Annotated in this window: 23 protein-coding genes and 2 pseudogenes; 9 read left to right on the top strand and 16 right to left on the bottom strand. The window is 71.7% G+C overall.

Annotated features, from left to right (window positions below):
* Positions 1 to 29: 29 nt before the first annotated feature.
* Both greA and ABTY62_RS05005 read right to left on the bottom strand, forming a co-directional pair.
* Entirely contained in the window at positions 30 to 527 is a 498-nt protein-coding gene (gene greA / locus ABTY62_RS05010) for a transcription elongation factor GreA (RefSeq protein ID WP_352127966.1), read from the bottom strand.
* Positions 528 to 690: 163 nt separating this feature from the next.
* Positions 691 to 1,101, bottom strand: a complete 411-nt coding sequence (locus tag ABTY62_RS05005) for a DUF4307 domain-containing protein (protein ID WP_352127965.1) — start codon at positions 1,099 to 1,101, stop codon at positions 691 to 693.
* 96 nt (positions 1,102 to 1,197) lie between these two features.
* On the opposite strand from ABTY62_RS05005, the gene mca reads away from it, so the two are divergent.
* On the top strand, positions 1,198 to 2,070 hold the full coding sequence (mca, locus tag ABTY62_RS05000; RefSeq protein ID WP_352127964.1) for a mycothiol conjugate amidase Mca: 873 nt from the start codon (positions 1,198 to 1,200) through the stop codon (positions 2,068 to 2,070).
* A gap of 7 nt (positions 2,071 to 2,077) precedes the next feature.
* Positions 2,078 to 2,335: an RAMP4 family protein gene (locus tag ABTY62_RS04995; protein ID WP_385340657.1), complete on the top strand. Its 258-nt coding sequence runs from the start codon at positions 2,078 to 2,080 to the stop codon at positions 2,333 to 2,335.
* A 92-nt stretch (positions 2,336 to 2,427) separates the two neighbouring features.
* Here the strand turns inward: ABTY62_RS04995 and ABTY62_RS04990 are convergent, their stop codons facing one another.
* Entirely contained in the window at positions 2,428 to 5,886 is a 3,459-nt protein-coding gene (locus tag ABTY62_RS04990; protein WP_352127963.1) for a tetratricopeptide repeat protein, read from the bottom strand.
* 102 nt (positions 5,887 to 5,988) lie between these two features.
* Here ABTY62_RS04990 and ABTY62_RS04985 point away from each other — a divergent pair, with 102 nt between their 5' ends.
* A complete protein-coding gene (locus tag ABTY62_RS04985) occupies positions 5,989 to 8,022 on the top strand; it encodes a thioredoxin domain-containing protein (protein ID WP_352127962.1) in 2,034 nt (677 codons plus the stop codon).
* A gap of 37 nt (positions 8,023 to 8,059) precedes the next feature.
* On the opposite strand, the gene ABTY62_RS04980 is transcribed toward ABTY62_RS04985, so the two are convergent.
* From ABTY62_RS04980 to trhA, 3 genes are all read right to left on the bottom strand, one after another.
* Positions 8,060 to 8,671, bottom strand: a complete 612-nt coding sequence (locus ABTY62_RS04980) for a TetR/AcrR family transcriptional regulator (protein WP_352127961.1) — start codon at positions 8,669 to 8,671, stop codon at positions 8,060 to 8,062.
* A gap of 5 nt (positions 8,672 to 8,676) precedes the next feature.
* A complete protein-coding gene (locus tag ABTY62_RS04975) occupies positions 8,677 to 10,248 on the bottom strand; it encodes an MFS transporter (protein WP_352127960.1) in 1,572 nt (523 codons plus the stop codon).
* Between the two features lie 75 nt (positions 10,249 to 10,323).
* Complete coding sequence (gene trhA, locus ABTY62_RS04970; protein WP_385340564.1) at positions 10,324 to 11,046, bottom strand: PAQR family membrane homeostasis protein TrhA; 723 nt, start codon at positions 11,044 to 11,046, stop codon at positions 10,324 to 10,326.
* 264 nt (positions 11,047 to 11,310) lie between these two features.
* Here trhA and ABTY62_RS04965 point away from each other — a divergent pair, with 264 nt between their 5' ends.
* Complete coding sequence (locus ABTY62_RS04965) at positions 11,311 to 13,140, top strand: phosphoenolpyruvate carboxykinase (GTP) (protein WP_352127959.1); 1,830 nt, start codon at positions 11,311 to 11,313, stop codon at positions 13,138 to 13,140.
* Between the two features lie 86 nt (positions 13,141 to 13,226).
* On the opposite strand, the gene ABTY62_RS04960 is transcribed toward ABTY62_RS04965, so the two are convergent.
* The 5 genes from ABTY62_RS04960 to ABTY62_RS04940 form a co-directional block, all read right to left on the bottom strand.
* The gene (locus tag ABTY62_RS04960) at positions 13,227 to 13,940 is read right to left on the bottom strand and encodes a hypothetical protein (RefSeq protein WP_352127958.1); all 714 of its coding nucleotides are present in this window, start codon (positions 13,938 to 13,940) and stop codon (positions 13,227 to 13,229) included.
* Positions 13,941 to 14,027: 87 nt separating this feature from the next.
* Complete coding sequence (locus ABTY62_RS04955; RefSeq protein WP_352127957.1) at positions 14,028 to 14,636, bottom strand: hypothetical protein; 609 nt, start codon at positions 14,634 to 14,636, stop codon at positions 14,028 to 14,030.
* The gene (locus ABTY62_RS04950; RefSeq protein WP_352128273.1) at positions 14,623 to 16,200 is read right to left on the bottom strand and encodes a substrate-binding and vWA domain-containing protein; all 1,578 of its coding nucleotides are present in this window, start codon (positions 16,198 to 16,200) and stop codon (positions 14,623 to 14,625) included. Before ABTY62_RS04950 ends, ABTY62_RS04955 begins: the two co-directional genes overlap by 14 nt.
* A 32-nt stretch (positions 16,201 to 16,232) precedes the next feature.
* Positions 16,233 to 17,411: a toxic anion resistance protein gene (locus ABTY62_RS04945; RefSeq protein ID WP_352127956.1), complete on the bottom strand. Its 1,179-nt coding sequence runs from the start codon at positions 17,409 to 17,411 to the stop codon at positions 16,233 to 16,235.
* 10 nt (positions 17,412 to 17,421) lie between these two features.
* Entirely contained in the window at positions 17,422 to 18,522 is a 1,101-nt protein-coding gene (locus ABTY62_RS04940; protein ID WP_352127955.1) for a hypothetical protein, read from the bottom strand.
* Between the two features lie 175 nt (positions 18,523 to 18,697).
* Here ABTY62_RS04940 and ABTY62_RS04935 point away from each other — a divergent pair, with 175 nt between their 5' ends.
* The gene (locus tag ABTY62_RS04935; RefSeq protein WP_352127954.1) at positions 18,698 to 19,333 is read left to right on the top strand and encodes an SMI1/KNR4 family protein; all 636 of its coding nucleotides are present in this window, start codon (positions 18,698 to 18,700) and stop codon (positions 19,331 to 19,333) included.
* On the opposite strand, the gene ABTY62_RS04930 is transcribed toward ABTY62_RS04935, so the two are convergent.
* Complete coding sequence (locus ABTY62_RS04930) at positions 19,320 to 19,841, bottom strand: GNAT family N-acetyltransferase (RefSeq protein WP_352127953.1); 522 nt, start codon at positions 19,839 to 19,841, stop codon at positions 19,320 to 19,322. The two genes, ABTY62_RS04935 and ABTY62_RS04930, sit on opposite strands and share 14 nt — an antisense overlap.
* A gap of 71 nt (positions 19,842 to 19,912) precedes the next feature.
* Positions 19,913 to 20,311 (bottom strand): annotated as a pseudogene (locus ABTY62_RS04925) (imine reductase family protein); the annotation flags it as partial.
* Between ABTY62_RS04925 and ABTY62_RS04920 the strand changes: the two are divergent.
* Positions 20,294 to 20,695: pseudogene (locus tag ABTY62_RS04920) on the top strand (helix-turn-helix domain-containing protein); the annotation flags it as partial. The pseudogenes ABTY62_RS04925 and ABTY62_RS04920 overlap by 18 nt on opposite strands.
* Before the next feature lie 7 nt (positions 20,696 to 20,702).
* Here ABTY62_RS04920 and ABTY62_RS04915 read toward each other — a convergent pair.
* Entirely contained in the window at positions 20,703 to 21,782 is a 1,080-nt protein-coding gene (locus ABTY62_RS04915; RefSeq protein WP_352127952.1) for an alkene reductase, read from the bottom strand.
* 119 nt (positions 21,783 to 21,901) lie between these two features.
* Between ABTY62_RS04915 and ABTY62_RS04910 the strand changes: the two genes are divergently transcribed.
* On the top strand, positions 21,902 to 22,279 hold the full coding sequence (locus ABTY62_RS04910) for a MerR family transcriptional regulator (protein WP_352127951.1): 378 nt from the start codon (positions 21,902 to 21,904) through the stop codon (positions 22,277 to 22,279).
* A 78-nt stretch (positions 22,280 to 22,357) separates the two neighbouring features.
* Here the strand turns inward: ABTY62_RS04910 and ABTY62_RS04905 are convergent, their stop codons facing one another.
* Both ABTY62_RS04905 and ABTY62_RS04900 read right to left on the bottom strand, forming a co-directional pair.
* Positions 22,358 to 22,870: an O-acetyl-ADP-ribose deacetylase gene (locus tag ABTY62_RS04905; RefSeq protein WP_352127950.1), complete on the bottom strand. Its 513-nt coding sequence runs from the start codon at positions 22,868 to 22,870 to the stop codon at positions 22,358 to 22,360.
* A gap of 18 nt (positions 22,871 to 22,888) precedes the next feature.
* Positions 22,889 to 23,380 carry a nuclear transport factor 2 family protein gene (locus ABTY62_RS04900; RefSeq protein ID WP_352127949.1) on the bottom strand — a complete coding sequence of 164 codons (492 nt, stop codon included), beginning with the start codon at positions 23,378 to 23,380 and terminating at the stop codon, positions 22,889 to 22,891.
* Between the two features lie 147 nt (positions 23,381 to 23,527).
* Between ABTY62_RS04900 and ABTY62_RS04895 the strand changes: the two genes are divergently transcribed.
* The gene (locus ABTY62_RS04895; RefSeq protein WP_352127948.1) at positions 23,528 to 24,514 is read left to right on the top strand and encodes an aldo/keto reductase; all 987 of its coding nucleotides are present in this window, start codon (positions 23,528 to 23,530) and stop codon (positions 24,512 to 24,514) included.
* Positions 24,515 to 24,609: 95 nt separating this feature from the next.
* A complete protein-coding gene (locus tag ABTY62_RS04890) occupies positions 24,610 to 25,548 on the top strand; it encodes an SMP-30/gluconolactonase/LRE family protein (protein WP_352127947.1) in 939 nt (312 codons plus the stop codon).
* Positions 25,549 to 25,563: the final 15 nt, after the last annotated feature.

The following is a 25,563-nucleotide window of genomic DNA, read 5'->3' as shown; positions in this document are numbered from 1 at the left end:
GAAGGCGGCCGCCGAGATCGAGGTGATCATCAGCTCTGGTAGGGCTTGGCCTCCAGGATCTTCACCGAGGCGGTGCGACCGTTGGGCAGCTCGTACGAGGCGTCCTGGCCGACCTTCTTACCGTTCACACCCGAGCCCAGCGGAGACTGCGGCGAGTAGGTCTCGACGTTCGAGCTCGCGTACTCGCGGGAGGCGAGGAGGAAGGTCAGGGTGTCGTCAGGGTCGCCGTCGAAGGCGATCGTGACGACCATGCCCGGGGCCACCACACCGGTGTCCGCGGGGGCCTCGCCGACCTTCGCCTGCTGGAGCAGCTGAGTGAGCTGGCGCACGCGGAGCTCCTGCTTGCCCTGCTCCTCCTTGGCCGCGTGGTACCCGCCGTTCTCCCGCAGGTCACCTTCCTCGCGGGCAGCCTCGATCTTCTTCGCGATCTCGACACGTGCGGGACCCGACAGGTACTCCAGCTCGGCCTTGAGCTGGTCGTACGCCTCCTGGGTCAGCCAGGTGACGTTCTCGCTGGTCTGGGTCACAGGTGCTCCTCGTCGGTGCTGGGAATACAAATGAACGCCCTACTCAGAAGGGTGCGCCTTCAAAGCCGGGCGAAACCACGAGCCTAACAATTCCGGGTCGAAACGGGGAGGAGGATTGTGGGCGCAATGCGTACGAAACGCGTCAGCGCAGGTCGGACGGGGCTCAGTCGCCCGACACAGGGTCGCAGCCGACAAGCTCGGCGGTGGTCGCCCGTCCCGTGGTGCGGACCGTCACGACCTTGACCGTGTCTCCCTGGCCCTTGCCGAAGGTGAAGTCCTTGCGACCCACCTCGGCGTGATCCGCGTCCAGGGTGCGGAGGGTGCACACCCCGGCGGTGCCCGTGTCCTTGGTGATCTCCAGGCGCACCTCGACCGCGTCGTCGGAGACCACCTTGAAGGCGATCACCCGGCCGCTGATCTCCTGGCCCGTAATGTAGGAGTAGCCGAACCAGGCGATCATGGCGAGGAACCCGGCGCCGAGCACGGCGCCCAGGATCTTCAGCTTGCGGTCGGCACGCTGGTCCGCCGACCGGCCGTAACGCCCGTCCGGCAGCCCCTCACGCACCGTGGCCATGATCGTTCCTCCTGGTTGGCGGACGCGGAATTATTCGCCCCCGGTTTGGGTCACTATAGAAGCCGTCTTCCACGACGAATCACCGAGGATCGAGACTTGACTGAGCAGCTGCGTTTGATGGCCGTCCATGCCCACCCCGACGACGAGTCGAGCAAGGGCGCGGCCACCATGGCCAAGTACGTGTCCGAGGGGGTGGACGTGCTGGTCGCGACCTGCACAGGCGGTGAGCGCGGGTCCATCCTCAACCCCAAGCTCCAGGGGGACCCCTACATCGAGGAGCACATCCACGAGGTACGCGCCAAGGAGATGGACGAGGCGCGCGAGATCCTCGGGGTCAAGCAGGAGTGGCTGGGCTATGTGGACTCCGGGCTGCCCGAGGGCGACCCGCTGCCGCCGCTGCCCGAGGGCTGCTTCGCGCTCCAGGACGTGGACGAGGCGGCGGGGACGCTGGTCAAGCTGATCCGCGAGTTCAAGCCGCATGTCATCACCACGTATGACGAGAACGGCGGTTATCCGCACCCCGACCACATCATGACCCACAAGATCTCGATGGTGGCCTTCGAGGCCGCGGGGGACCCGGAGAAGTACCCCGAGGCGGGCGAGCCGTGGCAGCCGCTGAAGCTCTACTACAACCAGGGCTTCAACCGGCCGCGCACCGTGGCGCTGCACGAGGCGCTGCTCGCGCGCGGCCTGGAGTCGCCGTACGGGGAGTGGCTGGAGCGCTGGAAGGAGTTCGAGCGGGCCGAGCGCACCCTGACCACCTACATCCCCTGCTCCGAATTCTTCGAGATCCGGGACAAGGCGCTGATCGCGCACCGCACCCAGATCGACCCCGACGGCGGCTGGTTCCGGGTGCCGATGGACATCCAGAAGGAGGTCTGGCCGACGGAGGAGTACGAGCTCGCCAAGTCGCTCGTCGACACTTCCCTCCCCGAGGACGACCTCTTCGCGGGCATCCGCAACAATTGAGCTCATGATGAGCGCGACCAGCACCCTCGCCGCAACACAACTCGTGTCGCTCGCCAAGGAGCTCGACGAGAACAAGGTGACGCCGGGCGTCCTCGGCTTCATCGTCTTCGCAGTGATCGGCGGCGCGGTGTGGCTGCTGATGAAGTCCATGAACAAGCACATGAAGAAGGTGGACTTCGAGGAGGAGCCGGAGGCCGGGGAGACCCCGGCCGCCGCATCCTCGAAGGGAGCCCGGGGCGGCACCACGGGCGAGCGCACGGCCTGACGGCCGCCCTCCGGACCCGCCGCCCCTGGAGTGGCCCCGGTGGCACGCGTGGCACAGGTGACATAGGGCACCTTGTGTCATGGATCACCGTGTCATAGGTCACCCCGGTCGTCGTGGCCGTCCTGGTCGTCGTCGTCACCTCGGTCAGCGGAGCCGTACGGGGTGTCCTGAACCTCCGCCGCGGCCGGCAGGACCGCCATGATCTCGCGCGCGTGGCGGCTCGGCACCATGCCGAGCTGCCATGCCTGCCATCCCGTCTCCGGCTCCACGCCGCGCTCCAGCACCAGCGTGAACGCCTCCGCGTACCCCTGGAGCCGCGCGTCCCCCGCCCAGTCGGCCGACCGCACCTCGCCCAGCAGCTCCATCAGCTCCTCCTGGGCCACCGCCGTGCCCACGACCGAGCCGCCCGCTGAGGCGAACGGCAGCAGCGTGCAGCGCAGGAACCGGGCCCAGCTCTCGCCGCGCCGGTCGCCGTACCCCGCGAACAGCCGCGCCGCCTCGTCCACCAGATCCAGCGCCTGCGACGCCCGGCCGTTTCCCGCGTCGATCACCGCCAGCTCCACACAGGACCACGCCTCGCCATGGGCCACCCCCACCCGGTGGAAGTCCTGCCGCGCGTCCTGGAGCAGCTGCCGGGCGAATCCGCTGTTGCGCAGCGAGCCTGTCTGCGCCGCCCGCAGATCCCGGGTGACCCGCGCCGAGTGGTGACGGGCACAGGCCAGCCCGTACACATCCCTCATCCGGCTGAACATCGTGCGGGCCCGCTCCAGGTCGCGCACCGCCGAGTCGTGGTCGCCCCGCTCCTCCAGCGCCTGGCCCAGGTAGTACAGCGTCCACGCCTCGCCCCGCGCGTCCTCGTTCTCCCGGTGCCGGGACAGGGCCTGGCGCAGCCGGTCCACGGCCGCCGACGCATCCCCGGCCACCAGCCGGGCGCGGGCCAGCTGCGTCAGCGCCCACGCCTCGCCGCGCTGGTCGTGGGTGCGGCCATAGGCCTCCAGCGCCTCGCGCAGCTCCCGCTCCGCGCGCGGCACATCGCCCATGCGCAGACACGCCTGGCCGAGCTGGAAGTGCGCCCACGCCTGGCCGTGCACGCTCTCGCTCTCCCGGTGCAGCTCCAGGGCCTCGTCCAGCAGCGTCAGCGCCTCGGCGAGCCGCCCCCGGTCGCGCTCCACCGCGGCCAGCGCGTGCATCGTCCACGCCCGGTCCGCGCGCAGCTCGCCGGCCGACTGAAGCTCCATCGCCTCGGTCAGCTTCGCCGCGGCCTCGGTGAGATTGCCCTGGTGGTGCAGGGTGATGCCCAGGCTGCACAGCGCCCGGGCCGCGCCCGCCTCGTGCTGCGCCTCGAAATACAGGTCGACCACCGAGGACAGGGTGGTGCGGGCCTGGTCGAGCTCGCCCAGCTGCCGGGCCGCGATGCCGGTGCGCCACTGCACCGAGCGCATCAGCAGCCCCTGGTCGACGGCCTGCGTCAGCTCACTGATCTCGCCGAGCCGGTACAGGTCGCCGCGCAGCAGGCAGTAGTCGCACAGCGCGCCCAGCAGATGCAGCACCGCCGACTGGTCGACGCCCTCGGCATGGCGCAGGGCCGCCGTGATGAAGCTCGACTCGTCGTCCAGCCAGCGCAGCGCCGCGTCCAGGGAGGTGAAGCCGTGGCCGCCGGCCGCGCCCCGGGTGAACATGTCGGCGCGGGTGGAGGTCTTGCCGTCGACCATCCGGATCACCGAGTCCGCCAGCTCCGCGTAGCTGCGGATCAGCCGCTCCTGGGCGGCGGTGCGCCGGGCCGGCTCCTCCTCGTCCATCAGCCGGCCGTGGGCGAAGCCGCGCACCAGGTCGTGCAGCCGGTAACGGCTGCCGCGGACGTGCTGGATCAGCCCGGCGCGGGCCAGCGCGTCCAGATGGCGGACCGCCTCCTGGTCGTCCGTCTCCAGCAGCGCGGCAGCGGCGGCGGCGCCCAGGCTCGCCCGCCCGGCCAGCGCGAGACGGCGCAGCAGCCGCCGGCCGCCCTCGGTCTGGTCGGTGTACCGCAGCCACAGCGCCCGCTCGACGGGGCCGACCGGGCCGTATGCCTCCAGCGCGGTGACCAGGGCGCCGGGGGTACGGAGGCCGAGCGAGGAGCCCGTGATGCGCAGCGCCAGCGGCAGCCGGCCGCACAGCTCGGCGATCCGCTCCACGGACTGCCCGTCGTAGGGGCCCGCGCCCGTGGGCTCCTCGGCGGAGGCGCGCAGCAGTTCCTCGGCGCCCGGCTCGTCCAGCGGGCCCACCTCCAGCCGGTGGACCCACGCGGCCAGCTCGGGCGGCAGCGTGAGCGGGGCGCGCGAGGTGACCAGCACCAGGCTGTCGGACCGCTCCGGGACCAGGGTGCGCACCTGCTCGGCGTCGCTGGCGTCGTCCAGCACGATGGTGACCGGCAGCCCGGTCAGATGCTGGTGGTAGAGCTCGGTGAGCCGCCTGATGTGCTGCTCCTGGGCCGACCGCTCCCGGAACAGCAGCTGGTCGCGGGGCGCGCCGAGCCGGTTGAGCAGGTGCAGCAGCGCGTCTCGGGTGGGCAGCGGGGCCTGGTCGTGGCTGTCGCCGCGCAGATCCACCAGACACGCGCCGCGGAACTGGTCGCGCAGATGGTGCGCCGCCCGCACCGCCAGCATCGTCCGGCCCGACCCGGGCGGGCCCTCCAGCAGCACCACCGTCGGTCTGGTCTCCGTGCTCGCCCGCGCCTGCTGGACCCACTGGGCGATCTGGGTGATCTGCGCCCGGCGCCCGGCGAACGGGCCGTCCGCCTCCGGGAGATGGCCGAAGGACTGCTCCAGCACGCTGCGCCTGCGGGCCGCCTGGCTGCGGTCGGCACCGCGCAGCCGGGGCGCCTTCCCGGCGCGGCCCCCGGAGCCCACACGGCTCCCGCCGCCCCCGCCCGAACCCGAACCGCCGCTCGCCCCCGGGCCGCCGCCCGAGCCGGACCCGGCGCCCGCCGCGGAGCCGGAGACCCGGTCGGTCCCGCTGCTTCTCCGCGTGGCGGCCGTCGTCATCCGATGCCGGTCGATGAACGGCCGGATGCCGCGCACCTCCACGGCCGTGAGCCACTGGAGCCTCAGCTGCTCCGCCCCGCCCGGCTGGTTGCGCAGCGCGGCCCGGCGGTGGGCGGCCGGCCAGTGGCCCGCCGTGAGCCCCACGACCGCGGCCGCCGAACCGGCCACCGCCGCGGTCACGCCCGCGCCCAGCGCCGTGCCCACCGAGGTGCCCCAGGAGAGGTCCGCGCCGATGGCCCCGGCCGCCGCGGCCGCGGTGGCCAGCATCGGCGTGCCCAGCTGCCGGCGCGTCAGCCGCGACGACAGCGGCCTGCTCTCCGCCTCCGACTCCTCCAGCGCGCGCACATACGCCCCGTACTCCTCGGCCGCGGTGGCCGCCATGCCCTCCATCGCGGCCCGCGCGCGACCCAGCAGCACCCCGCCGTTCGTCCGCCCGCCGGAGCGCCGCACCTCCTCCTCGACGGCGCGCGCGAGCAGCCGCTCGACCTCTCCACGATGACTGTCCCGCAGCGCGGTCGGTGATCCCGGCATCTTCGTCCCCCTCCTGCCAGCACCAAGTGTTCCGTTTCTGGCTCATATCCGGCAGGCCTGTGGATAACTCGCGTCGGACGTGAGTTGAGGGAGGATGGGGGCATGCCGAACCGTCTGGCGCACGAGACATCTCCGTACCTTCTTCAGCACGCGGACAATCCGGTCGACTGGCGGCCGTGGTCCGACGAGGCGTTCGAGGAGGCCCGCAGCCGCGGGGTGCCCGTGCTGCTGAGCGTCGGCTATTCGAGCTGTCACTGGTGCCATGTGATGGCCCGCGAATCCTTCGAGGACGAGGCCACCGCCGACTACCTCAACGCCCACTTCGTGTCCGTGAAGGTCGACCGCGAGGAGCGGCCCGACGTCGACGCCGTCTACATGGAGGCCGTGCAGGCCGCCACCGGCCAGGGCGGCTGGCCGATGACGGTCTTCCTGACGCCCGAGGCCGAGCCCTTCTACTTCGGCACGTACTTCCCGCCGGCGCCGCGCCACGGCATGCCGTCCTTCCAGCAGGTGCTGGAGGGCGTCCGCGCCGCGTGGGCGGACCGCCGGGACGAGGTGAAGGACGTGGCCGCGCGCATCGTGCGGGACCTGGCCCAGCGCGGCGGGGCCTCTCTGGCGTACGGGGACGCCCGGCCGCCGGGGCCGGAGGATCAGCCCACCGCGCTGATGGCGCTGACCCGCGAATTCGACGCCGTACACGGCGGTTTCGGGGGCGCGCCGAAGTTCCCGCCGTCCATGGTGCTGGAGTTCCTGCTGCGCCACCACGCCCGCACGGGCTCCGAGGCCGCGCTCCAGATGGTCCAGGCGACCTGCGAGGCGATGGCCCGCGGCGGCATCTACGACCAGCTGGGCGGGGGGTTCGCGCGCTACGCGGTCGACGAGACCTGGACCGTGCCGCACTTCGAGAAGATGCTGTATGACAATGCGCTCTTGTGTCGCGTCTATGCGCATCTGTGGCGGGCCACAGGCTCCGACCTGGCGCGCCGTGTCGCCGTGGAGACCGCCGAGTTCATGGTCCGCGAGCTGCGCACCGAGCAGGGCGGGTTCGCCTCGGCCCTCGACGCCGACAGCGACGACGGCAAGGGCGGCCACGCCGAGGGCGCGTACTACGTCTGGACCCCGGAGCAGCTGCGCGAGGTGCTGGGGGAGAAGGACGCCGAGCTGGCCGCCGAGTACTTCGGTGTGACGGAGGAAGGCACCTTCGAGCAGGGCGCCTCCGTGCTGCGGCTCCCCGACCGCGAGGCGCTGGCCGACGCCGGGCGCGTCGCCTCCGTACGGGAGCGGCTGCTCGCGGCGCGCGGGCGGCGGCCGCGGCCGGGCCGCGACGACAAGGTGGTCGCCGCGTGGAACGGGCTGGCGATCGCCGCGCTCGCCGAGACCGGGGCGTACTTCGACCGCCCCGACCTCGTCGAGGCCGCGGTGGCCGCCGCCGACCTGCTGGTCCGCGTCCACCTGGACGACCGCGCCCGGCTCGCCCGCACCTCGCTGGACGGCACGGCCGGATCCCACGCGGGCGTCCTGGAGGACTACGCGGATGTCGCCGAGGGCTTCCTCGCGCTGTCGTCCGTGACCGGTGAGGGCGCCTGGGTCGAGATCGCGGGGCTTCTGCTGGACACCGTGCTGCGTCACTTCACGGCCGAGGACGGCACGCTGTACGACACCGCGGACGACGCCGAGGAGCTCATCCGCCGCCCCCAGGACCCGACGGACAACGCCGCGCCGTCGGGCTGGACGGCCGCCGCCGGGGCGCTGCTGTCGTACGCGGCCGTCACCGGCGAGGACCGGCCCCGGGAGGCGGCCGAGCGCGCGCTGGGGGTGGTGCGGGCGCTCGGGGCGCGCGCGCCGCGGTTCATCGGGTGGGGGCTCGCGGTGGCCGAGGCGCTGCTGGACGGGCCGCGCGAGGTGGCCATCGTCGGCCAGGGCGACGACCCGGCGACGCGCGCCCTGCACCGGGCCGCGCTCCTGGGCACCGCGCCCGGGGCGGTCGTCGCGGTCGGCGAGCCCGGCTCCGGGGAGGTGCCGCTGCTGCTGGACCGCCCGCTGCTGGAGGGGCGGCCCGCGGCGTACGTGTGCCGCCGGTTCACGTGTGACGCGCCCACGGGGGATGCGGGGGTGCTGGCCGGGAAGCTGGGGTGAGGTTTCTCGGGAGGCGCCGTCTCGCGGCCACCCGGCGTCACAGGGTCAGGCCGCGGGCCAGGATCTCCAGCGCGTGGTCGATCTCCTTCTCCACGTCCTCGATCCGCCCGCGGTCGAAGCAGTGGAAGATCGCTTCCTGCACCGCCGCGAGGACTGCCGCCACGACCACCCGCACGTCGAGGTCGTCCGCCGCCCGCCCGCTGCGCTCGGCCAGCACCCCGCCCAGCATGTCGCGGGTCTGGGTCATGCCCTCGCTCATCCGCCCGCGCAGCGCCGGGACCTGCCGGATCAGCGTCAGCCTGACCTCCAACTCCCCGCGGGAGTCCTCGGCGTACTGGCGGATCAGGCCGACGAGCGAGTGGCGCAGGGACGTCACCGGCGGCTCGTCGAGGGGCCGTGCGCGCAGCGTCTCCAGGATGAGCGGGTCGTACTCGTCGGTGAGGACGATGTCCTCTTTGGTGGGGAAGTAGCGGAAGACCGTGCTGGGGGAGACCTCGGCGGCCTCCGCGATCTGGTCGACCGGGGTGGCGTCGTACCCCTGTTCCTGGAAGAGCCGGTACGCGGCGCGCCGGATCGCCTGCCGGGTCTGGATCTTCTTGCGCTCACGCAGTCCGAGCTTGGGCGGGGCCGCGGGGGTGGTACGTGCCATGAATCTCATTGTCGGGCATCGCTGTGCTCCTGGGCCATGGGTGGGGCCTCCGTGGTCTGACCGTCGTGTGTGGCGCGGCCTGGCATGAAGCGTGCGGTCAGGGCGGCCGCAACCAGCGAGACGGCGGCGGTGACCAGCAGGGTCAGGTCCATGCCGTGGACGAACGCGCGGTCGGCCGAGGCGGCGAGCTCGGGGCTGTGCAGGCGCTCGGCCAGCAGCCGGGCCGCGATCACCGAGTCGTCGGCGATCCCCGCCGCGCCCGGCGGCAGTCCGGTGGTGTCCAGCCGGTCCTGGTACGCGCTTGCGAGCAGGCTGCCCAGCAGGGCGATCCCGATCGCGCCGCCGACCTGCCGCAGCGTCATGAGCAGCCCCGAGCCGGTGCCCTCGCGGTCCTTGGGCAGCGAGCCGAGGGCCGCGTCCATGGCCGGGACGACGCCGAGGCCGAAGCCGAAGCCGGTGAGCGTCAGCCAGAGCGCGGTCATGCCGTAGCCGTCGGTCACCTGGGTGCGCGAGCCCAGGAACGCGGCCGCGGCGAGCACCAGCAGCCCGCCGGCGATCACGGGCCGGGCCCCGAAGCGCGCGGCGAGCGGGGCGGCTGTGCGGGCCGAGATCAGCAGCCCGCCCATCATGGGCAGCAGCCGCAGCCCGGTGCCGAAGGCGTCGTAGCCGAGCACGGCCTGGAGGTACTGCGGCAGGACGAACATCAGGCCCAGCAGGCAGAAGCTCACCAGCATGGCGGTGACGGCGCTCCACAGGAAGGCCGGACGGCGCAGCAGCGTCAGGTCGAGCACGGGGCGTACGGCCCGCCGCTCGCGCAGCACGAGTCCGGTGAGCAGCGCAGCCGACGCGGCGAGCGCGGTGCAGATGAGCGGGTCGGACCAGCCCCGGTGCGGGGCCTCGATGATGCCGTAGACGAGGGCGCAGAGCCCGGTGGTGATCAGCGCCGTGCTGACGAGGTCGACCCTGGGGGCGGCCGGGTCCCGGGTCTCGGGAAGCAGGAGCAGGCAGACGACCATGGCGATCGCGGCCATGGGGATGTTGATCAGGAAGACCGAGCCCCACCAGTAGTGGTCCAGGAGCCAGCCGCCGACCAGCGGTCCCAGCGGCATGCCGAGCGCCGCGGCCGCGCTGAGCGCGCCGATGGCCTTGGCGCGCTCCTCGGGGCCGAAGACGGAGGGCAGGACGGCCATGGACAGGGGCGTGATCAGCGCGGCGCCCAGGCCCATGATCACGCGGGCGGCGATGACGAGGCCCGCGGAGTCCACGAGGGTGCCGACGACCGAGCCGGCCAGGAAGATGCCCAGGCCCGCCACCAGCATCGAGCGGCGGCCGAACCGGTCGCCGAGCAGACCGGCCGGGAGCATTCCGGCGGCGAAGACGACGGTGTACGAGTCGGCGATCCACTGCTGTTGGCCGGTGTCGGCGCCGAGCGCCGTGGCCATCTGCGGCAGGGCGATGTTGAGGATCGTCGTATCGAAGCCGATCACCAGCAGGGCGGCGACCAGGGCTCCCAGCGCCCACCAGCGGCGCGGATCCAGGGCGTTCGGGATTTCCGGGGCAGGGGAGACAGCGGACAAGGCACACCTCCGAGAGTTACCGTCAAGTGACAGTAACTCTCAAAAGATGGGGGCTGTCAATCGATGGGGAATGTGTCAGGCGTGCTGGTACGCCACCAGGGAAATGCCCACGTAGTGGACGACGAAGGCGGCCAGCGTGAAGGAGTGGAACACCTCGTGGAAGCCGAACCAGCGCGGTGAGGGGTTGGGGCGCTTGGTGCCGTAGATCACCGCGCCCACGCTGTAGAGCAGCCCGCCGACGACGATCAGGGTCATGACGGCGATGCCGCCGGTGCGCAGGAAGTCGGGGAGGAAGAAGACCGCCGCCCAGCCCAGCGCGATGTAGCAGGGGGTGTAGAGCCAGCGCGGGGCGCCGACCCAGAACACCCTGAAGGCGATCCCGGCGAGCGCCCCGGCCCACACCAGCCACAGCAGCAACTGCTGTTTGCCCTGGGGCAGAAGCAGCAGTGTGAAGGGCGTGTAGCTGCCCGCGATGATCAGGAAGATATTGGCGTGATCCAGCCGGCGCAGGATGGCCGTGGCGCGCGGGCCCCAGTTGCCCCGGTGGTACAGGGCGCTCACGCCGAACAGCGCGCAGGCGGTGAGAGTGAAGACGGCGCAGGCCAGGCGCCCGCGCGGGCTGTCGGCGAGGGCGGTGAGGATCACCCCGGCGACCAGCGCGGCGGGGAACATGCCGGCGTGCAGCCACCCTCGCAGCCGCGGCTTGAGCGGTACCGGCGGAGCTGTTGGGGACCCGGGTGTGGTGTCAACCGAAGCGTCAACGGGGGGGTCGGGCACGGCGGCAGTCATGGCGCTCATGCTACCTACGCAACCGTAGGTTACCCCCCTGTTTCGAGTGGTGATGGTCACCAATGCGTCCACTGGACAGAACGGCCGAGCAGTCGGATGATCAAATGAGCGCGGTCGGCACCGGATGAGCTGAGCATCCGGGTCGCAGCCCCCAAGGGGTAGCTGTCTCCATAACCTCCAGAAGTCCAAATATGCGGGTATGAGTGCACATATCCGCCCAAACCCTCAATCAGTGACGCCGGACCGAGGTGGTCCCGGCGGGATGGAGCGATCGTGGCGCCCAGCAATGTGGCTTCCTCAACCACCGCAGCCCCCACCAACCACCAGGAGCTGATCTCCTGGGTCGGCGAGATCGCCGAGCTCACCCAGCCCGACCGGGTGGTGTGGTGCGACGGCTCGGAGGCGGAGTACGACCGCCTGTGCGCGGAGCTCGTGGACAGGGGAACCTTCCAGCGTCTCGACCCGATCAAGCGGCCGAACTCGTACTACGCGGCCTCGGACCCCACCGACGTGGCGCGCGTCGAGGACCGCACCTTCATATGCTCCGAGCGCGAGCAGGACGCGGGCCCGACCAACCACTGGAAACACCCCGACGAGATGCGGGAGATCTTCTCCGGGGAGCAGGGCGTCTTCCGGGGCTCGATGCGCGGCCGGACCATGTACGTGGTGCCGTTCTGCATGGGCCCGCTCGGCTCGCCGCTGTCCGCGATCGGCGTCGAGATCACCGACTCCGCGTATGTCGCGGTCTCCATGCGCACCATGACCCGCATGGGCCAGGACGTCCTCGACGTCCTCGGTGACCAGGGCTTCTTCGTCAAGGCCGTGCACACCCTCGGCGCCCCGCTGGAGCCCGGCCAGGCCGACGTCCCCTGGCCGTGCAACAGCACCAAGTACATCTCCCACTTCCCCGAGAGCCGCGAGATCTGGTCCTACGGCTCCGGCTACGGCGGCAACGCGCTGCTCGGCAAGAAGTGCTACGCCCTGCGCATCGCCTCCGTCATGGCCCGCGACGAGGGCTGGCTCGCCGAGCACATGCTGATCCTCAAGCTCACCCCGCCGCGGGGAGAGGCCAAGTACGTCGCGGCGGCCTTCCCCAGCGCCTGCGGCAAGACCAACCTCGCCATGCTGGAGCCGACCATCCACGGCTGGACGGTCGAGACCATCGGCGACGACATCGCCTGGATGCGCTTCGGCGAGGACGGCCGGCTCTACGCGATCAACCCCGAGGCGGGCTTCTTCGGCGTCGCGCCCGGCACCGGCGAGCACACCAACGCCAACGCCATGAAGACCCTGTGGGGCAACTCGGTCTTCACCAACGTCGCGCTCACCGACGACGGCGACGTGTGGTGGGAGGGCATGACGGAGGACGCGCCCGCGCACCTCACCGACTGGAAGGGCAACGACTGGACGCCCGGGTCCGAGACCCCCGCCGCCCACCCCAACGCCCGCTTCACCGTGCCCGCCGGGCAGTGCCCGATCATCGCGCCCGAGTGGGAGGACCCCAAGGGCGTGCCGATCTCGGCGATCCTCTTCGGCGGCCGCCGCGCCAGCGCGGTGCCGCTGGTCACCGAGTCCTTCGACTGGCAGCACGGCGTCTTCCTCGGCGCCAACGTGGCCAGCGAGAAGACCGCCGCGGCCGAGGGCAAGGTCGGCGAGCTGCGCCGCGACCCGTTCGCCATGCTGCCGTTCTGCGGCTACAACATGGGCGACTACATGGCCCACTGGGTGAAGATCGGCAAGGCCGCCGACCCGGCCAAGCTGCCGAAGATCTACTACGTGAACTGGTTCCGCAAGGACGCCGGCGGCCGGTTCGTGTGGCCGGGCTTCGGTGAGAACAGCCGGGTGCTCAAGTGGATCGTCGACCGCCTCGACGGCCAGGCCGAGGGCGTGGAGACCGCGATCGGCGTGCTGCCGACCCGCGAGGCGCTGGACACCGACGGCCTGGACATCGCCGACGCCGACCTCGACCTGCTGCTGACCGTCGACAAGGAGGTGTGGCGCGAGGAGGCGGCGCTGGTCCCCGACCACCTGCGCACCTTCGGCGACCACACGCCGAAGGAGATGTGGGACGAGCACCGCGCGCTCGTCGAGCGCCTCGGCTGAGCGAGAGCTCCGGGCGACAGCTTTGCCGCGCCGTTCAAGGCCAGGGCCCCGCACCCATGTGCGGGGCCCTGCCTCGTCGGGGCGCGTCAGCCGCCGTTGGAGACCAGCTTCTTGACGCCGCGCTGGTCCGCGGCCGTGAACTTGCCGCCGTTGGTGTTCAGATAGCCGCCGTTCGGCGACGCCATGACGGGCCGGTTCTCGTTCGGGCTGAACTTGGCCGGGTCCGGGTGATCCAGACCCATCATGTGGCCCAGCTCATGGGTGACCGCGTTGAGGGTCATCGCGTGAGCCTTGGCCTTGTTCGAGCCGAACCAGGCGTTCTCCTTGCCCGTACTGGTCCAGTACTCGGTGTCCATCTCGACATATCCGCCCCAGGCGGAGTTGTTCCTGGTGTTGTAGCAGGGAAGGGCGTGCGAGAAGCCCGCCTTCCCCATCGGCCGGTACTTCAGCAGAAACATGATGTGGTTCTGCGGCCCGGCGCAGTACTTCTTGTTCTGGTAGTTCGTCCCGCCCTCGATCTTGGTGGACAGCACGAACTTGATTCCCGCGTTCTTCACCTCCGGGATGGCGTTGAGCTGCTGGACCGGAACCTTCAGATACGGCGTGAGCCAGCTCTGCGACTTCTGCGTCACGAATGTGAGGGTGTACGTGCTGTTGTGCTGAAGATTCGTGATGAAGTACGGCGAGCCGGACTCCAGCTTCCAGCCCACGCCCTCGTTCGCGGCGCTCGCGGTCGAGGCCGTGGCGAATACCGACGCGAACGCGGCGGCAAGGGCGATTCCGCCGATTCTTTTCCTCATGTGGTGCTCCCCGTTGTACCGAGGCCCGCCGTGCACGCCGGGCCGATCGGATCCTAATGGCCGTCCGATGGCCCGGTGTCACCAGCTCTAGTGGTTGCGCCCCCGGTCCTCCAGGTACTGGGTGTGCGTCTGCTGGCGGCGGGCCTCCGCGTCGCGCAGGGCGGAGGCCATCGCGTCCGCCTCGTCGAACAGCAGCGTCAGCTGGCGCTCCAGATGGCGCTCGGGCGGGTCGGCGCCCGGGGAGAGCCGCGTCCACCAGCGGGTCCGGGCGTAGGTGTCCACGGCCTCGGGGACGTCGTGGCGGATGATCCGCGACAGCGTGTACGTCCCCTCCGGGTCGAGCAGCAGTGCCTCGCCCGCCAGCTCCGGGTCGAGCAGCGCCGCCAGCAGCCCGTCCAGCTCGGTGAGCCGGCCGGAGGCGGCGGGCGGCAGCTCGACCTGGGCGAGATAGTCCCGGAGCCGCGTGAAGTCCTCGCGCAGGGCGTCCAGTTCCCGGGCGGGGTCGGCGAAGTTCGGCGCCGCGGGCCGCTCGGGCGGGGCGATCAGCGCGCCCGCGCCGTACAGGCCCGCCACCACCACCGGCCAGTACGCGCCCGCGAGACCGGTGAAGGTGAGGGCCAGGCCCGCGATCCCCGCCGCGCTGCCGGCGATGTTCTTGCGGGACTCCAGATAGCGCAGAGCCTTATTGGTAGCCACGGATCTCCTCGAAGGCCTCGTTCAGCGAGCTCTTGGTCGCGTCGAAGAGGCGCCCGCCGGTGAGGGAGGCGATGCCCTCCAGCTCGGCCCGGTCGGAGTCGCCGAAGACGATCGGGAAGACGGGGGTCGCCCGCTGCGCCTGGGGGAGGCGCCGGTAGAAGGACTCGAAGTCGCCGGCGGACGCCCCGGTGGTGTTCTCCCCGTCCGTCATCAGCACGACCGAGGTGAAGCGGTCGTCCCCGAGGTCCGAGGCCCGCTTGGCGAGATGGCGGTACGCCTCCCGCAGGCTGCTGAAGATCGCGGTGTCGCCCTCGGCGGTCAGCGCCTTGGCGTCCGCGCGGATCGCGGCCAGCGCCGTACCCGGGTCGTCCTCGGGGACCGTGTGCGTACGGACCGCCTTCACCGCGGAGCCGAAGGGCATCAGCGTCACCTCCTCCCGGTCCCGGAACCGCTCCCCGGTGGGGGAGCCGTCCGCGCCGGCCAGCTGGGTGAGCGCCGACTTGAGCCGGTCCAGCCGGTCGCCCTCCATCGAGCCCGAGGTGTCCAGCACGTACACCGTCCGCGAGGGGCGCCGCAGCTCGTTCTCGTACGCGGCGAGCAGCCCGTCGGCCACCGACCGGGTGCCGGGGAAGGGCAGTTCGCGCCGCTTGGCGGCGGACAGCGGGGCCGCGGGGCGTACGGAGGTGACGACAGGGCGCCGGAAGGTCCGCTCGGTCAGCGTCCGCTGGGCCTTGGCGGACCGCAGATACTCGGTGAGCGCGCGGACCGAGTCCCGCGCGCCCTGGGACGCCGACGCGAGCGCGGTGAGCGGGTAGTCGGCGGTCACCACGCCGTCCCGGGGACGGATCACCGTCAGGTCGGTGTGGTGGTCGCGGTTCAGGGACAGCAGGACGGACTCGTAGTTGATCAGGGCGTCCACATCGCCGCGCCGGGTGTACGCCTGGGCCAGCCACCCGGAGGAGCCGGACGTCAGCTTCTGCCCCGCGAAGAACTCCTTGAGCTTCGGCGTGACCTTCCGTACGTCCGCGTCGCGCAGCGCCGACTGGGCGCCGGACAGCCCCGAGGCGATCGAGATGAGCGCCGAGAAGCCGGAGTTGGAGCGCACCGGGTCGGTCATCCCGTACGTCAGCTTCCCGTCGGCCACCGCCTGGTGGATCCGCGCCCAGGTGACCTGGTCCGGGTGCCAGCCCAGCCGCCGTACGACGTCCGCCTTGACGCCGAGGGCGACCGGCGAGGTCATCACCGGCGTCTCCGAGGTGATCTTCCTGGCGGTCTCCGGGCGCAGCCGCAGATAGTCGTTGGACGACAGCCAGATCGCGTCGTACGCCCCGTCCGCCTTCCCGGACGCCACCCGCTCGACCGCGTCCAGGGTGCCGGACCAGGTGGCCTCGACGGTGACGCCGGTCGCCTCGCGCGCCGCGTCCAGCACCGGCTTCATGTCCGTCAGCTCGCTGCTCGCCAGGATCCGCAGGGTGCCGGGGGAGCCGCCCTTGCCCCCCTTGTTGTCCTTGCTCTCCGAGGTGCAGGCGCTCACCGGCAGCACGGCGGCGAGGCCGAGGGCCATGAAGGCGCGCCGGGGCACGCCGTCGGCTCTGCTCACTGGAGGCTCCCCTCGGCCGCGCCCGCCGCGCGGGTGCGCTCCAGGTACGTGCTCGCCTGCTGAAGCTCGTCGGTGAGGGCCTCCACCGTCGTCGCCATCGACTCGGTCGCCCGCGCCTTGTAGGTGTCGATCGCGTCCAGCGTCCGGTAGATCTGCTGGAACGCGCTGCGCAGCGTCTCCACACCCACCGCCGGGTCGGCCGCGATCCGCTGGATCTCGCCGCTCTGGGTGGCCAGCATCTCCGCGTTGCCCCGGATCAGGTCCTCCGTGGTCCCGCGCAGGGCGTTGACCTGCTCGGTCACCTTGCGCTGGCTCTCCAGCGCGGAGGACAGCATCACCGCGATGCGCAGCGCCGAGACGGTGGTGGTCGCGGCCCGGTCGACGCCCTTGATCAGCTCCTCGTTGTTGCGGCGCACCACGTCCATCGCCAGATAGCCCTGCGCGCACACCGCGAGCTGCGTCAGCAGGTCCTGGTGCTTCTGCCGGACGGGGAAGAGCACGTCGGCGCGCAGCGCGTCCGCCTGTGTCGGGTCGGTGGCCTCGACGGCCGTGATCTGCCGCTCGACCGCCGTGTCCAGGGCCTGGGCCAGCACCGCGTACTCCTGGAGCTTGCCCATGTTCTCCCACAGCCGGACCCGCTCGGTGTGCAGGGCGGCGTTGTCGCGGCGCAGCTCGTCCTGGCCGCCGCGCAGCGAGCCGACGATCTTGTTGAGGGTGCCCTGGGCGGAGGCGTACTTGGCGACGTGGTCGCGCAGTTTGTTGCCGCCCGGCAGCTTGGAGAGCAGCTTGCGGGCGCCCTTCAGCTGGGTGTCGCGCGGGTCCAGGTCCTCGACGGTGCGGCGCAGCTCGACCAGCGAGGAGGAGACCCGGGTCGGGGCGTCGCCGTCGCCCTGGGCGAGGGAGCGCACGGTGCGGTCCAGCATCCGGTTGGACTGCTGGGCGGCGCCGCGCATCTCGCCCGCGCCCAGCGCGGTGATCTCGCCGATCCGGGTGGCGAACTCGGGTGAGCGGGCGTCCAGTCCGGCCAGCGTGTTCACGTACTCGGCGGCGCGGCGCTCCATCTCCTCCCGTACGGAATCCTCGACCGGCACCAGGCCGGCGGCCTTCTCCTTGGGGACCGGGGCGACGGGCTCGGGCGGGGTGAGGACCAGGTCGTTGCTGTTGTCAGTGGCCATGATGGTCTCCCTAGCTCCTGGCTCGTCGCGCGAGGTCCCGCAGCACCTCGGCCTTGGGCACGGGCGCCTGCCGGACTCCGGTCAGCCGCTGGTTGAGATACGCGGTGTGGGACGCGGTGGCGGCGATGAACTCCGGGGCCGCGCCCTGCGGCCGGAAGCCGTGCCGCACGGCCAGCTCGCGCAGCTGCTTGTCGCCGCTCAGCAGCTCGCCGAGCTTGCGCCCCTCAGAGGTCAGCGGCACCAGGGTGTGGTCGCTGTTGACCGTGACGTCCGGGTAGAGGACGACCATGTCGCCGACGTCCTGCTTCTGCATCAGCAGCGAGGCGACCTGCGACTCGTAGACCAGGACCAGCGGGTTGGCCGCCCCGCTGATGAAGTCCCGGAACGGGGCGTCGGAGCTGGACTGCTGGGCGCCCTGGACGCTGATGAGCTTCTTCATCAGCGGGGCGGTCCTGGCGATGTCCTGGTCACTGGCGACGATACGGCCGCCGTTCTCCACGTACGAGGCGGCGGCCAGATACAGCGCGCCCGAGTTGGACTGGGAGGGGTCGGTGCTGGTGATGGACACCACGCCGTTCAGCTCGCTGTACTTCCCCGAGCCCTTGAGCTGCTGCCAGGTGCGGTCCTCCTTGGCGGCCTTCAGGTACGCGGCCATCTTCAGCGTGCCGGTGTTCTTGCCGGTCAGCGTCACGAGCCCGTTGTCGGCCAGCACCCCGGCGGCGTTGCGGTGCGCGACGACCACCAGGGGCGAGTAGAAGGGCCGCAGCGGCGTGCCGCCGACCCCGGCCTTCCGCGCCAGCTCGGCGGCGGGCGACTCGCTGCTCGGGAAGGCGAAGTCGTACCCCTTGAGCGGGAGGTTCTCCATCGCCCAGGAGCCGGATGTCTCCGTCTTGACGGTGAATCCCTTGGCTGCGAGGGCCTTCACCACGTCGGGGTCGGCGAAGAACTCGGCCTTCTCCGACCCGATCACTCCGCGCACGGTCGTCGTTGCCGTGCCCTTGTCCTTGTCGCGCCCTGCGACGACGGCGACAGCCACCCCGCCGATCAGCAGAACCGCCAGGACGATTCCGAATATGCGTCTCACGGCGGCAGCGTGCTCGCGGAAACCCAAATTCCGGGCGCGGTCAGATGACGGGAAGGTGAACGGCTGATCGCAGTCCGAAACGGGAACCGGCCATTCTGGAGCGGCAGTTGGGGACGGGGGTGAACGCCGGGCGACGTCCCTGGTCAGGGCCGGTATCGGGGGGCGTCGGGCGCTGTCGGAGGCGTGTGGCACGCTGAGCGCCATGACCAGCCATCCGACCGACGCAGCGACCGGCGAGCCGACCGAAGCCCCGACCGACGGCCCGCACGACGACCTGATCGGCACGCAGACCCCGTCGCGCCGCCTCACCGATCCGGACGAGGCGATCGCCGCGCTGGAGCGCGCCGTGCCCGGTCTGGCGGCTCACCGTCGGCCGGAGCCCGTCGCGCTCGACTGGGCGGTGCTGGAGGAGGGCCTGGGCACCCCGCTGCCCGCCGACTACAAGCGCCTGGCCGAGTGCTACCCCGATTTCATCCTCGGCGACTTCCTCCTTCCCAACCTCCCCAGGCCCGGGAAGGAGCGGAATCTGCTCAACGGCATCCGCGAGACGCTGACCGAGGACCTCCGGGACTGGTGGGAAAACGACATGACAGCCGGTCTGCGCCTCCACCCGGCGCCGGGCGGGCTGCTGCCGTGGGGGGATTCCAACCAGGGCGACATGTTCCTGTGGAGCACGACCGGGGACGGCCCGGGGGAGTGGCTGGTCACCGTCGCCTCCCACAACGGCGGGTGGTGGCACTACGCGGGCGGCGCCGTCCAGTTCCTCGCGGAGCTGTGCGACGGCACGCTCGAACTCTGGGAGCTGCCCCGGGTCGGCGTCGACGTCATCGCGTTGTGACGGCCGTGCCGTCGAGCCGTCTGCGGAAGCACACGCGGGCCTGCCCCAGGCCGTCGTAGTCGCTGTGCACGGGCACCCCGTCGAGCTCGCGGTCGCCCGCTTCGAGTTCGAAGCCCAGGGCCCGGTGGAACGCGATGGACCCGGTGTTCCCCGGCGAGGTGATGGCCCGCACCTCCGTCCGGCCCGCCCCGGCGGCCCGCCGGAAGAAGGCCTCGTAGAGCCCGCGCGCCACGCCCTGCCCGCGCAGCCGCGGGTCCACCCCCACGAAGTGGATATACGCCTCGCGGTCGTTGTCCCCGGAGTAGAAGCCGACCAGGAACGCCTCGACGGCCCCTGCCTCGTCCTCCCGCACCAGGCTGGTGCCGGAGAAGAACTGGAGAAACAGCTTCGGCAGCAGCAGCGACAGCTCGCGGGCCTGCTCGGGCGTGCGGGAGTCGCCCCACCACGTCCGTACGCACTCCACGAGCTCGGGGTGGTCGGACACGCGGGCCTGGCGCGGGTCTGGCATTCCTGGCTCCTTCGGGACGGGACACGTCCGGTACACCACGACAGGGTGTCAAACGGGCCGTCGCCCGCCGCTCACCGGTCGTCCGCGGGCCTCCTCAGGACCTCGATCACCCCCGCGAAGCTGTCCGGGCCGTGGCCCGCCGCCGAGGCCCGCTCCATGGTGGACTTCAGCAGCTCGGGCAGGGCGTTGTCGACGCCCCGGGACGCGGCCGCGTGGAGCAGGTGCTCGATGGCCGCGATCTGCACGTCGATGGTCGCGTCGTCGCCCGGGTAGCGGCCGGCGTCCACCTGCGGTGCGTAGGTGGTGAGGAAACCGGCCACGGCGGTCAGCCAGCGGATCGCGATCGGGGCGAAGGCCGTGGCCGGCGTCTTCTCCGCGCCGACCAGCGCGGTGCCGTGCAGCCAGCCGGCCATGGTGGACCACATCAGGCCGAGCAGGGCCGCGTCGTAGAGGGAGGCCAGGCCCAGTTCATCGACCTCTCCGTGCCCCCGACCGACGACGACGCGCTGGCCCCCGTACTGGACTGGGCCCGGTCCCACCTCGACCGGCCCCTGACGGTCCGGGACCTGGCGCTGCGGGCCGCGATGAGCCCCCGCACCTTCTACCGGCGGCTCCAGGAGGCCACGGGGACGACCCCCTTGCGGTGGCTGCTCACCCAGCGCCTCGGGCGGGCCCAGGCCCTGCTGGAGTCGACCGACCTCCCCATCGAGAAGATCGGCGAACTCAGCGGCCTGGGCACGGCCAACAACCTCCGCCACCACTTCCTCCGGCACATCGGGGTGTCGCCGAGCGAGTACCGGCGGGCCTTTCCCCGGACCGTTCCCGGGGCCGTTCCCGGGGCCGGGGCCGGCTAGTTCGGCGTCAGGCCGTGTGCTGATACGCCGAGTAGGTCAGATAGCCCGCGTCGCCGCCCTGGTAGTACGTGGCCTCGTCGGCCGGGGCGATCGGGAGCCCGGTGCGCAGCCGCTCCACCAGGTCGGGGTTGGCGATGAAGGCGCGCCCGAAGCTGATGAGGTCGGCACCAAGACCGAGCCAGTGGTCGGCCTCGGTCCGCCCGGTCTGCTTCGGGCCCATCGGAAGCACCGGGTTCATGATGAGCGTGCCGGGCCACGCAGGGCGCAGGCCCAGCAACACCTCCTCGTCGGCGGTGGCTTCGAGATGGACGTAGGCCACCTCAAGGCGGGCCAGCTCGGTCAGCAGCGCGGCGTAGAGCTCCGGAACATCGGCCTCCGCCACGCCCCAGAACGTCCCGCCCGGGGAGAGCCGTATGCCGGTCCTGGCCCCGCCGACGGCCTCGACGGTCGCCGACACCGCCTCGACGGCGAACCGGATCCGGCCCGCGACCGAGCCTCCGTAGCGGTCCGTGCGCAGGTTGGCGTTCGAGGAGAGGAACTGGGAGATCAGATAGCCGTTGGCGCCGTGCAGCTCGACACCGTCGAACCCGGCGTCGATGGCGCGGCGGGCGGCCTGCGCGTACGACTGGGCGTGCTCGGGCACCTCGGCGGTCTCCAGGGCGCGCGGCGTCGGCGCGGGCTGGGGCCCGGTGGGGGTGAACACCTCGCCGACGGCGGGGACGGCCGAGGGCCCGACCGGGCGCATCCCGGTGGTGTCCGGATGTGAGACCCGCCCGCCGTGCATGAGCTGGGCGAAGATCCGGCCGCCGTTGGAGTGCACGGCGGCGGTCACCGGGCGCCACGCGGCGACCTGCTCATCGGTGTGCAGCCCCGGTGTGCCCGGATTGGACTGGCCGATCAGACTCGGCTGCACGCCTTCGGTCACGATCAGCCCGGCGGTGGCCCGCTGCGCGTAGTACGTCGCCATCGACGGCGTCGCCAGACCGCCGTCGGCGGCCCGGACCCGCGACATCGGGGCCATCACCACCCGGTTGGGCAGCGTCAGGTCGCCGAGCCGATAGCTGTCGAAAAGGGTCGTCGTCGTCACGTCGGCTTTCCTCCGCGATCCGCGGCGCCCGCTTCTCGGGCGCTCGGCGGTTACGCTAAAACCTCACATGGATGTCAGAGGCAAGGCACTGTGCCGCGGGTCACAGCCGGGAGGACGACATGCGCATCGGGGAGCTCGCCGCGCGAGCCGGGGTCAGCGTCAGATCCCTGCGCTATTACGAGGAGCAGGGGCTGATCGCCAGTACCCGCAGCGCCAGCGGGCAGCGGCACTACACGGACGACGAGGTCGAACGGGTCACGTTGATCCAGCGGCTGTACGCCGCGGGGCTGTCCAGCCGCACCATCTTCGAACTGCTGCCGTGTGTCGACGCGCCCAGCGAGGAGAATTCCGACGCCGCGCTGGAGCGGATGGCACAGGAGCACCACCGGCTCTCCCGCCACATCGACGAGCTCATCCACACCCGGGACGCCCTCGAAAGGGTGATGGCCACGGCCCGCGCGTATCGCGAGACCTTGCAGGCAACGGCGGCCTGCTGAGCGTGGCCTCCGGAGGCCACGCGGCGGAGCCGCACATCGATGCGCCCGCCGCAGGCGTCAAGAGCCGCCGGACAGGGCCTAACCCGCGTGGGCGGCGAACGCCGCGTACGCGGGCTCGTCGAAGAGGACGAACCTGACCTCCTCGACCGTGGTGTCCGCGGCCCGGACCGTCTCGACGGCGATGCGGGCGGCGTCCTCCATGGGCCACCGGTAGACGCCGGTCGAGATGGCCGGGAACGCGACCGTCTTCGCCCCGAGTTCGTCAGCGACCCGCAGCGCCTCGCGGTAGCAGGAGACGAGAAGCTCCGAGCGGTCCTCGGTGGCGGACCACACGGGCCCCACGGTGTGGATGACCCACTCGGCGTGCAGCCGCCCCGCGGTCGTCGCCACCGCCCGCCCCGTCGGCAGCCCCTTGCCGTAGTGCGACGCGCGCAGCGCCCGGCACGCCTCCAGGATCTCGGGGCCGCCCCGGCGGTGGATGGCGCCGTCGACGCCTCCGCCGCCGAGGAGGGAGGAGTTCGCGGCGTTGACGATGGCGTCGGCGTGCTGGTCGGTGATGTCGCCGCGGACGAAGGTGATGGTGGTGCTCATGGGGTCATCTTCCGTGGTCTACGGCCGCTCGGGCGAGCTGACGCGCTCCGTCGGGCCGCCGAACGGCAGGAACGTGGACCGGGTGGCGAGCAGCCAGACGCCGTTCTCCTTGCGGAACGTGTCCTCGTAGTGGCCCACGTTCGCGGGCAGCCGGGGCGGCAGCATGCCGCCGGTGTAGCCGTCGACCCGGTACGTCGCGAAGTACGACGTGGCGGAGGCCGTCGTCGGGGACTCCACGGTGACCAGGATGTTCGTACACATCCGCCGCGACAGCCGGTCCGCCGGCCGCGACCCGAAGTACTCCCGCAGCGCCTCACGCCCCTCGACCCGGCGGGCGCCCTGCGGCCACTCCCACGCCCCGTCGGGCGTGAACAGCTCGGCCACGGAGGCGGGGTCTCCGAGGTCGAGACGGCGGAGGAACTCGACGATCAGACGCTCGCAGGCGCGCTCGGCGAGCAGACGGGCCAGGTCCTGGGCTGCGTCTTCGGTGGATTCGGCGGTGATCTCCACTTCCTAGCAGCGGCGCGGGTGGCGCCACGAACCGTTTTCCACACCCTCGCGGCCCGGCGCTCTTGCTTCGAGTGCACGCGAACTGCTTAGCGTCCTCGGCACGACCGTGATCGACAGCACCCCCGCGGAAAGGGCCTGAGCGTCATCATGAGCAACGCCATCGAACAGATCAGCAAGGTCGAGCTGGGCCACGGCGGCCCCCTCGTCGGCGTCCAGGGCTTCGGCGCCATGGGCATCAGCCATGCCTACGGGCAGACGGACGACGCGGCGGCCCGCGACACCCTGGAGGCCACCGTCGAGGCGGGCGTCACCCTCATCGACACCGCCGACATGTACGGCGCCGGCGCCAACGAGGAGTTCCTCGCGCCGTTCGTCGCCGCGCACCGCGACGAGATCACCCTGGCCACCAAGTTCGGCGTCGAGCGCCGCGCCGACGACCCGGACTACCGGGCCATCCGCAACGATCCCGGCTACGTCAAACAGGCCGTCGAGGCGAGCCTGCGCCGCCTGAACGTCGAGGTCATCGACCTCTACTACATGCACCGCCGCGACCCCGCCGTCCCGCTGGCCGAGTCCGTCGGCGCCATGGCCGAGCTGGTGCGGGAAGGCAAGGTCAGGTACCTGGGCCTGAGCGAGGTCACCGGTGCCGAGCTGCGCGAGGCGCACGCCGTGCACCCGGTCACCGCGCTCCAGTCGGAGTGGTCGGTCTTCAGCCGGGACGCCGAGCGCGGCGCGGTGGGCGCGGCCGCTGAGCTCAACGTCGCCTTCGTGCCGTACTCGCCGCTCGGCAAGGGCTTCCTGACCGGCGCGTTCACCGACGCTGGCACAGTCCTCTCCAGCGGCGACGTCAGGCAGTCGCATCCGCGCTTCACCGGCGACAACGCCAAGGCGAACGCCGCCCTCCTGGCGCCCCTGCGCACCCTCGCGGCCGACCACGGCGCCACCACCGCGCAGATCGCCCTGGCCTGGGTGCAGCAGCGCGCCCAGGCGCACGGCCTGACCGTCGTTCCGATCCCCGGCACCCGCAGCCGCGGCCGCCTCCTCGAGAACGCCGCGGCCACCCGGATCACGCTGACCTCCGACGAGCTGGCGCTGCTGGAGCCGGTCGCCGCCCAGGTGGCGGGCGACCGCTGACCGGCCTGTGAGGGCGTGTTCAGGGGCGGCGCGGGCGGAGATCGTATCCATGGAGGAGACAGACGTGATCCACCGTGGACGAGGAGAGGGTGGCCATGAGCAGCGAGCGCCCCGCGCTGTACGAGATGTTCGACGAACGGTTCCGCACCGGGCGGTGCATGGACGGCGATGACCATCTCGAGGTCCTGTACGGCGGCTGCCGCTGGGCCGAGGGGCCCGTGTATGTGCCCGCCTGGCGGCAGGTGATCTGGAGCGACATCCCCAACGACCGGTTGCTGCGGTGGGACGAGGAGACCGGCACGGTCGGCGTCTTCCGCCGTGGCGCCGGGAACACCAACGGCAACACCCTCGACCGCGAGGGCCGTCTGATCAGCTGTGAGCAGGGCAACCGCCGGGTGACCCGGACCGAGCACGACGGCACGGTCACGGTGCTGGCCGACCGCTGGCAGGGCAAGCGCCTGAACAGCCCGAACGACGCGGCGGTGAAGTCGGACGGCTCGATCTGGTTCTCCGACCCGGACTTCGGCATCCTCAGCGATTACGAGGGCCACCGTGCGCAGAGCGAGATCGGCGCCAACAACGTCTACCGGATCGACCCGGACAGCGGCCGGGTGCGGCTGGTCGCCGACGGCCTCGGCGCCCCGAACGGCCTGGTGTTCTCGGCCGACGAGCGGCGGCTGTTCGTCTCCGACACCCGGGCGGGCTGCGTCCGGGTCTTCGATGTGCGCGACGACGGCACGCTGTCGGACGGCGAGATCTTCGCCGAGGCCGCGGCCCGCGAGGGCGCCCGCTTTGACAACCTCCGCTTCGACGACGGCGGCAGGCTCTGGGTGGCGGCGATGGACGACGGCGTGCACTGCTACGACCCGGACGGCACGCTGATCGGGCGGCTCGTCGTCCCCGAGACGGCCGCCAACATCTCCTGGGGCGGCGCCAAGCGCAACCGTCTCTTCATCGCGGCGCGGACCAGCCTCTACTCGGTGGTCATGAGTGTCACGGGCACGCACCCGACCGGGCCGGGGCCCAGGCCCTGACCCGCGGGGCCGCGC

This window comes from Streptomyces sp. NPDC097640 (assembly GCF_040302705.1).
GTDB lineage: Bacteria > Actinomycetota > Actinomycetes > Streptomycetales > Streptomycetaceae > Streptomyces.
This window is presented reverse-complemented; position numbering and strand designations above follow the sequence as displayed.

Coding starts and splice junctions, on each gene's coding strand:
- ABTY62_RS04910 (WP_352127951.1), top strand. CDS start 21,902: ATGCGCATCGGGGAGCTCGCCGCGCGAGCCGGGGTCAGCGTCAGATCC.
- ABTY62_RS04890 (WP_352127947.1), top strand. CDS start 24,610: ATGAGCAGCGAGCGCCCCGCGCTGTACGAGATGTTCGACGAACGGTTC.
- ABTY62_RS04950 (WP_352128273.1), bottom strand. CDS start 16,200: ATGGCCCTCGGCCTCGCCGCCGTGCTGCCGGTGAGCGCCTGCACCTCG.
- trhA (WP_385340564.1), bottom strand. CDS start 11,046: ATGAGCGCCATGACTGCCGCCGTGCCCGACCCCCCCGTTGACGCTTCG.
- ABTY62_RS04930 (WP_352127953.1), bottom strand. CDS start 19,841: ATGCCAGACCCGCGCCAGGCCCGCGTGTCCGACCACCCCGAGCTCGTG.
- ABTY62_RS04985 (WP_352127962.1), top strand. CDS start 5,989: ATGCCGAACCGTCTGGCGCACGAGACATCTCCGTACCTTCTTCAGCAC.
- ABTY62_RS04960 (WP_352127958.1), bottom strand. CDS start 13,940: ATGAGGAAAAGAATCGGCGGAATCGCCCTTGCCGCCGCGTTCGCGTCG.
- ABTY62_RS04990 (WP_352127963.1), bottom strand. CDS start 5,886: ATGCCGGGATCACCGACCGCGCTGCGGGACAGTCATCGTGGAGAGGTC.
- ABTY62_RS05005 (WP_352127965.1), bottom strand. CDS start 1,101: ATGGCCACGGTGCGTGAGGGGCTGCCGGACGGGCGTTACGGCCGGTCG.
- ABTY62_RS04905 (WP_352127950.1), bottom strand. CDS start 22,870: ATGAGCACCACCATCACCTTCGTCCGCGGCGACATCACCGACCAGCAC.
- ABTY62_RS04895 (WP_352127948.1), top strand. CDS start 23,528: ATGAGCAACGCCATCGAACAGATCAGCAAGGTCGAGCTGGGCCACGGC.
- ABTY62_RS04980 (WP_352127961.1), bottom strand. CDS start 8,671: ATGGCACGTACCACCCCCGCGGCCCCGCCCAAGCTCGGACTGCGTGAG.
- ABTY62_RS04945 (WP_352127956.1), bottom strand. CDS start 17,411: ATGGCCACTGACAACAGCAACGACCTGGTCCTCACCCCGCCCGAGCCC.
- ABTY62_RS04935 (WP_352127954.1), top strand. CDS start 18,698: ATGACCAGCCATCCGACCGACGCAGCGACCGGCGAGCCGACCGAAGCC.
- ABTY62_RS04995 (WP_385340657.1), top strand. CDS start 2,078: ATGAGCGCGACCAGCACCCTCGCCGCAACACAACTCGTGTCGCTCGCC.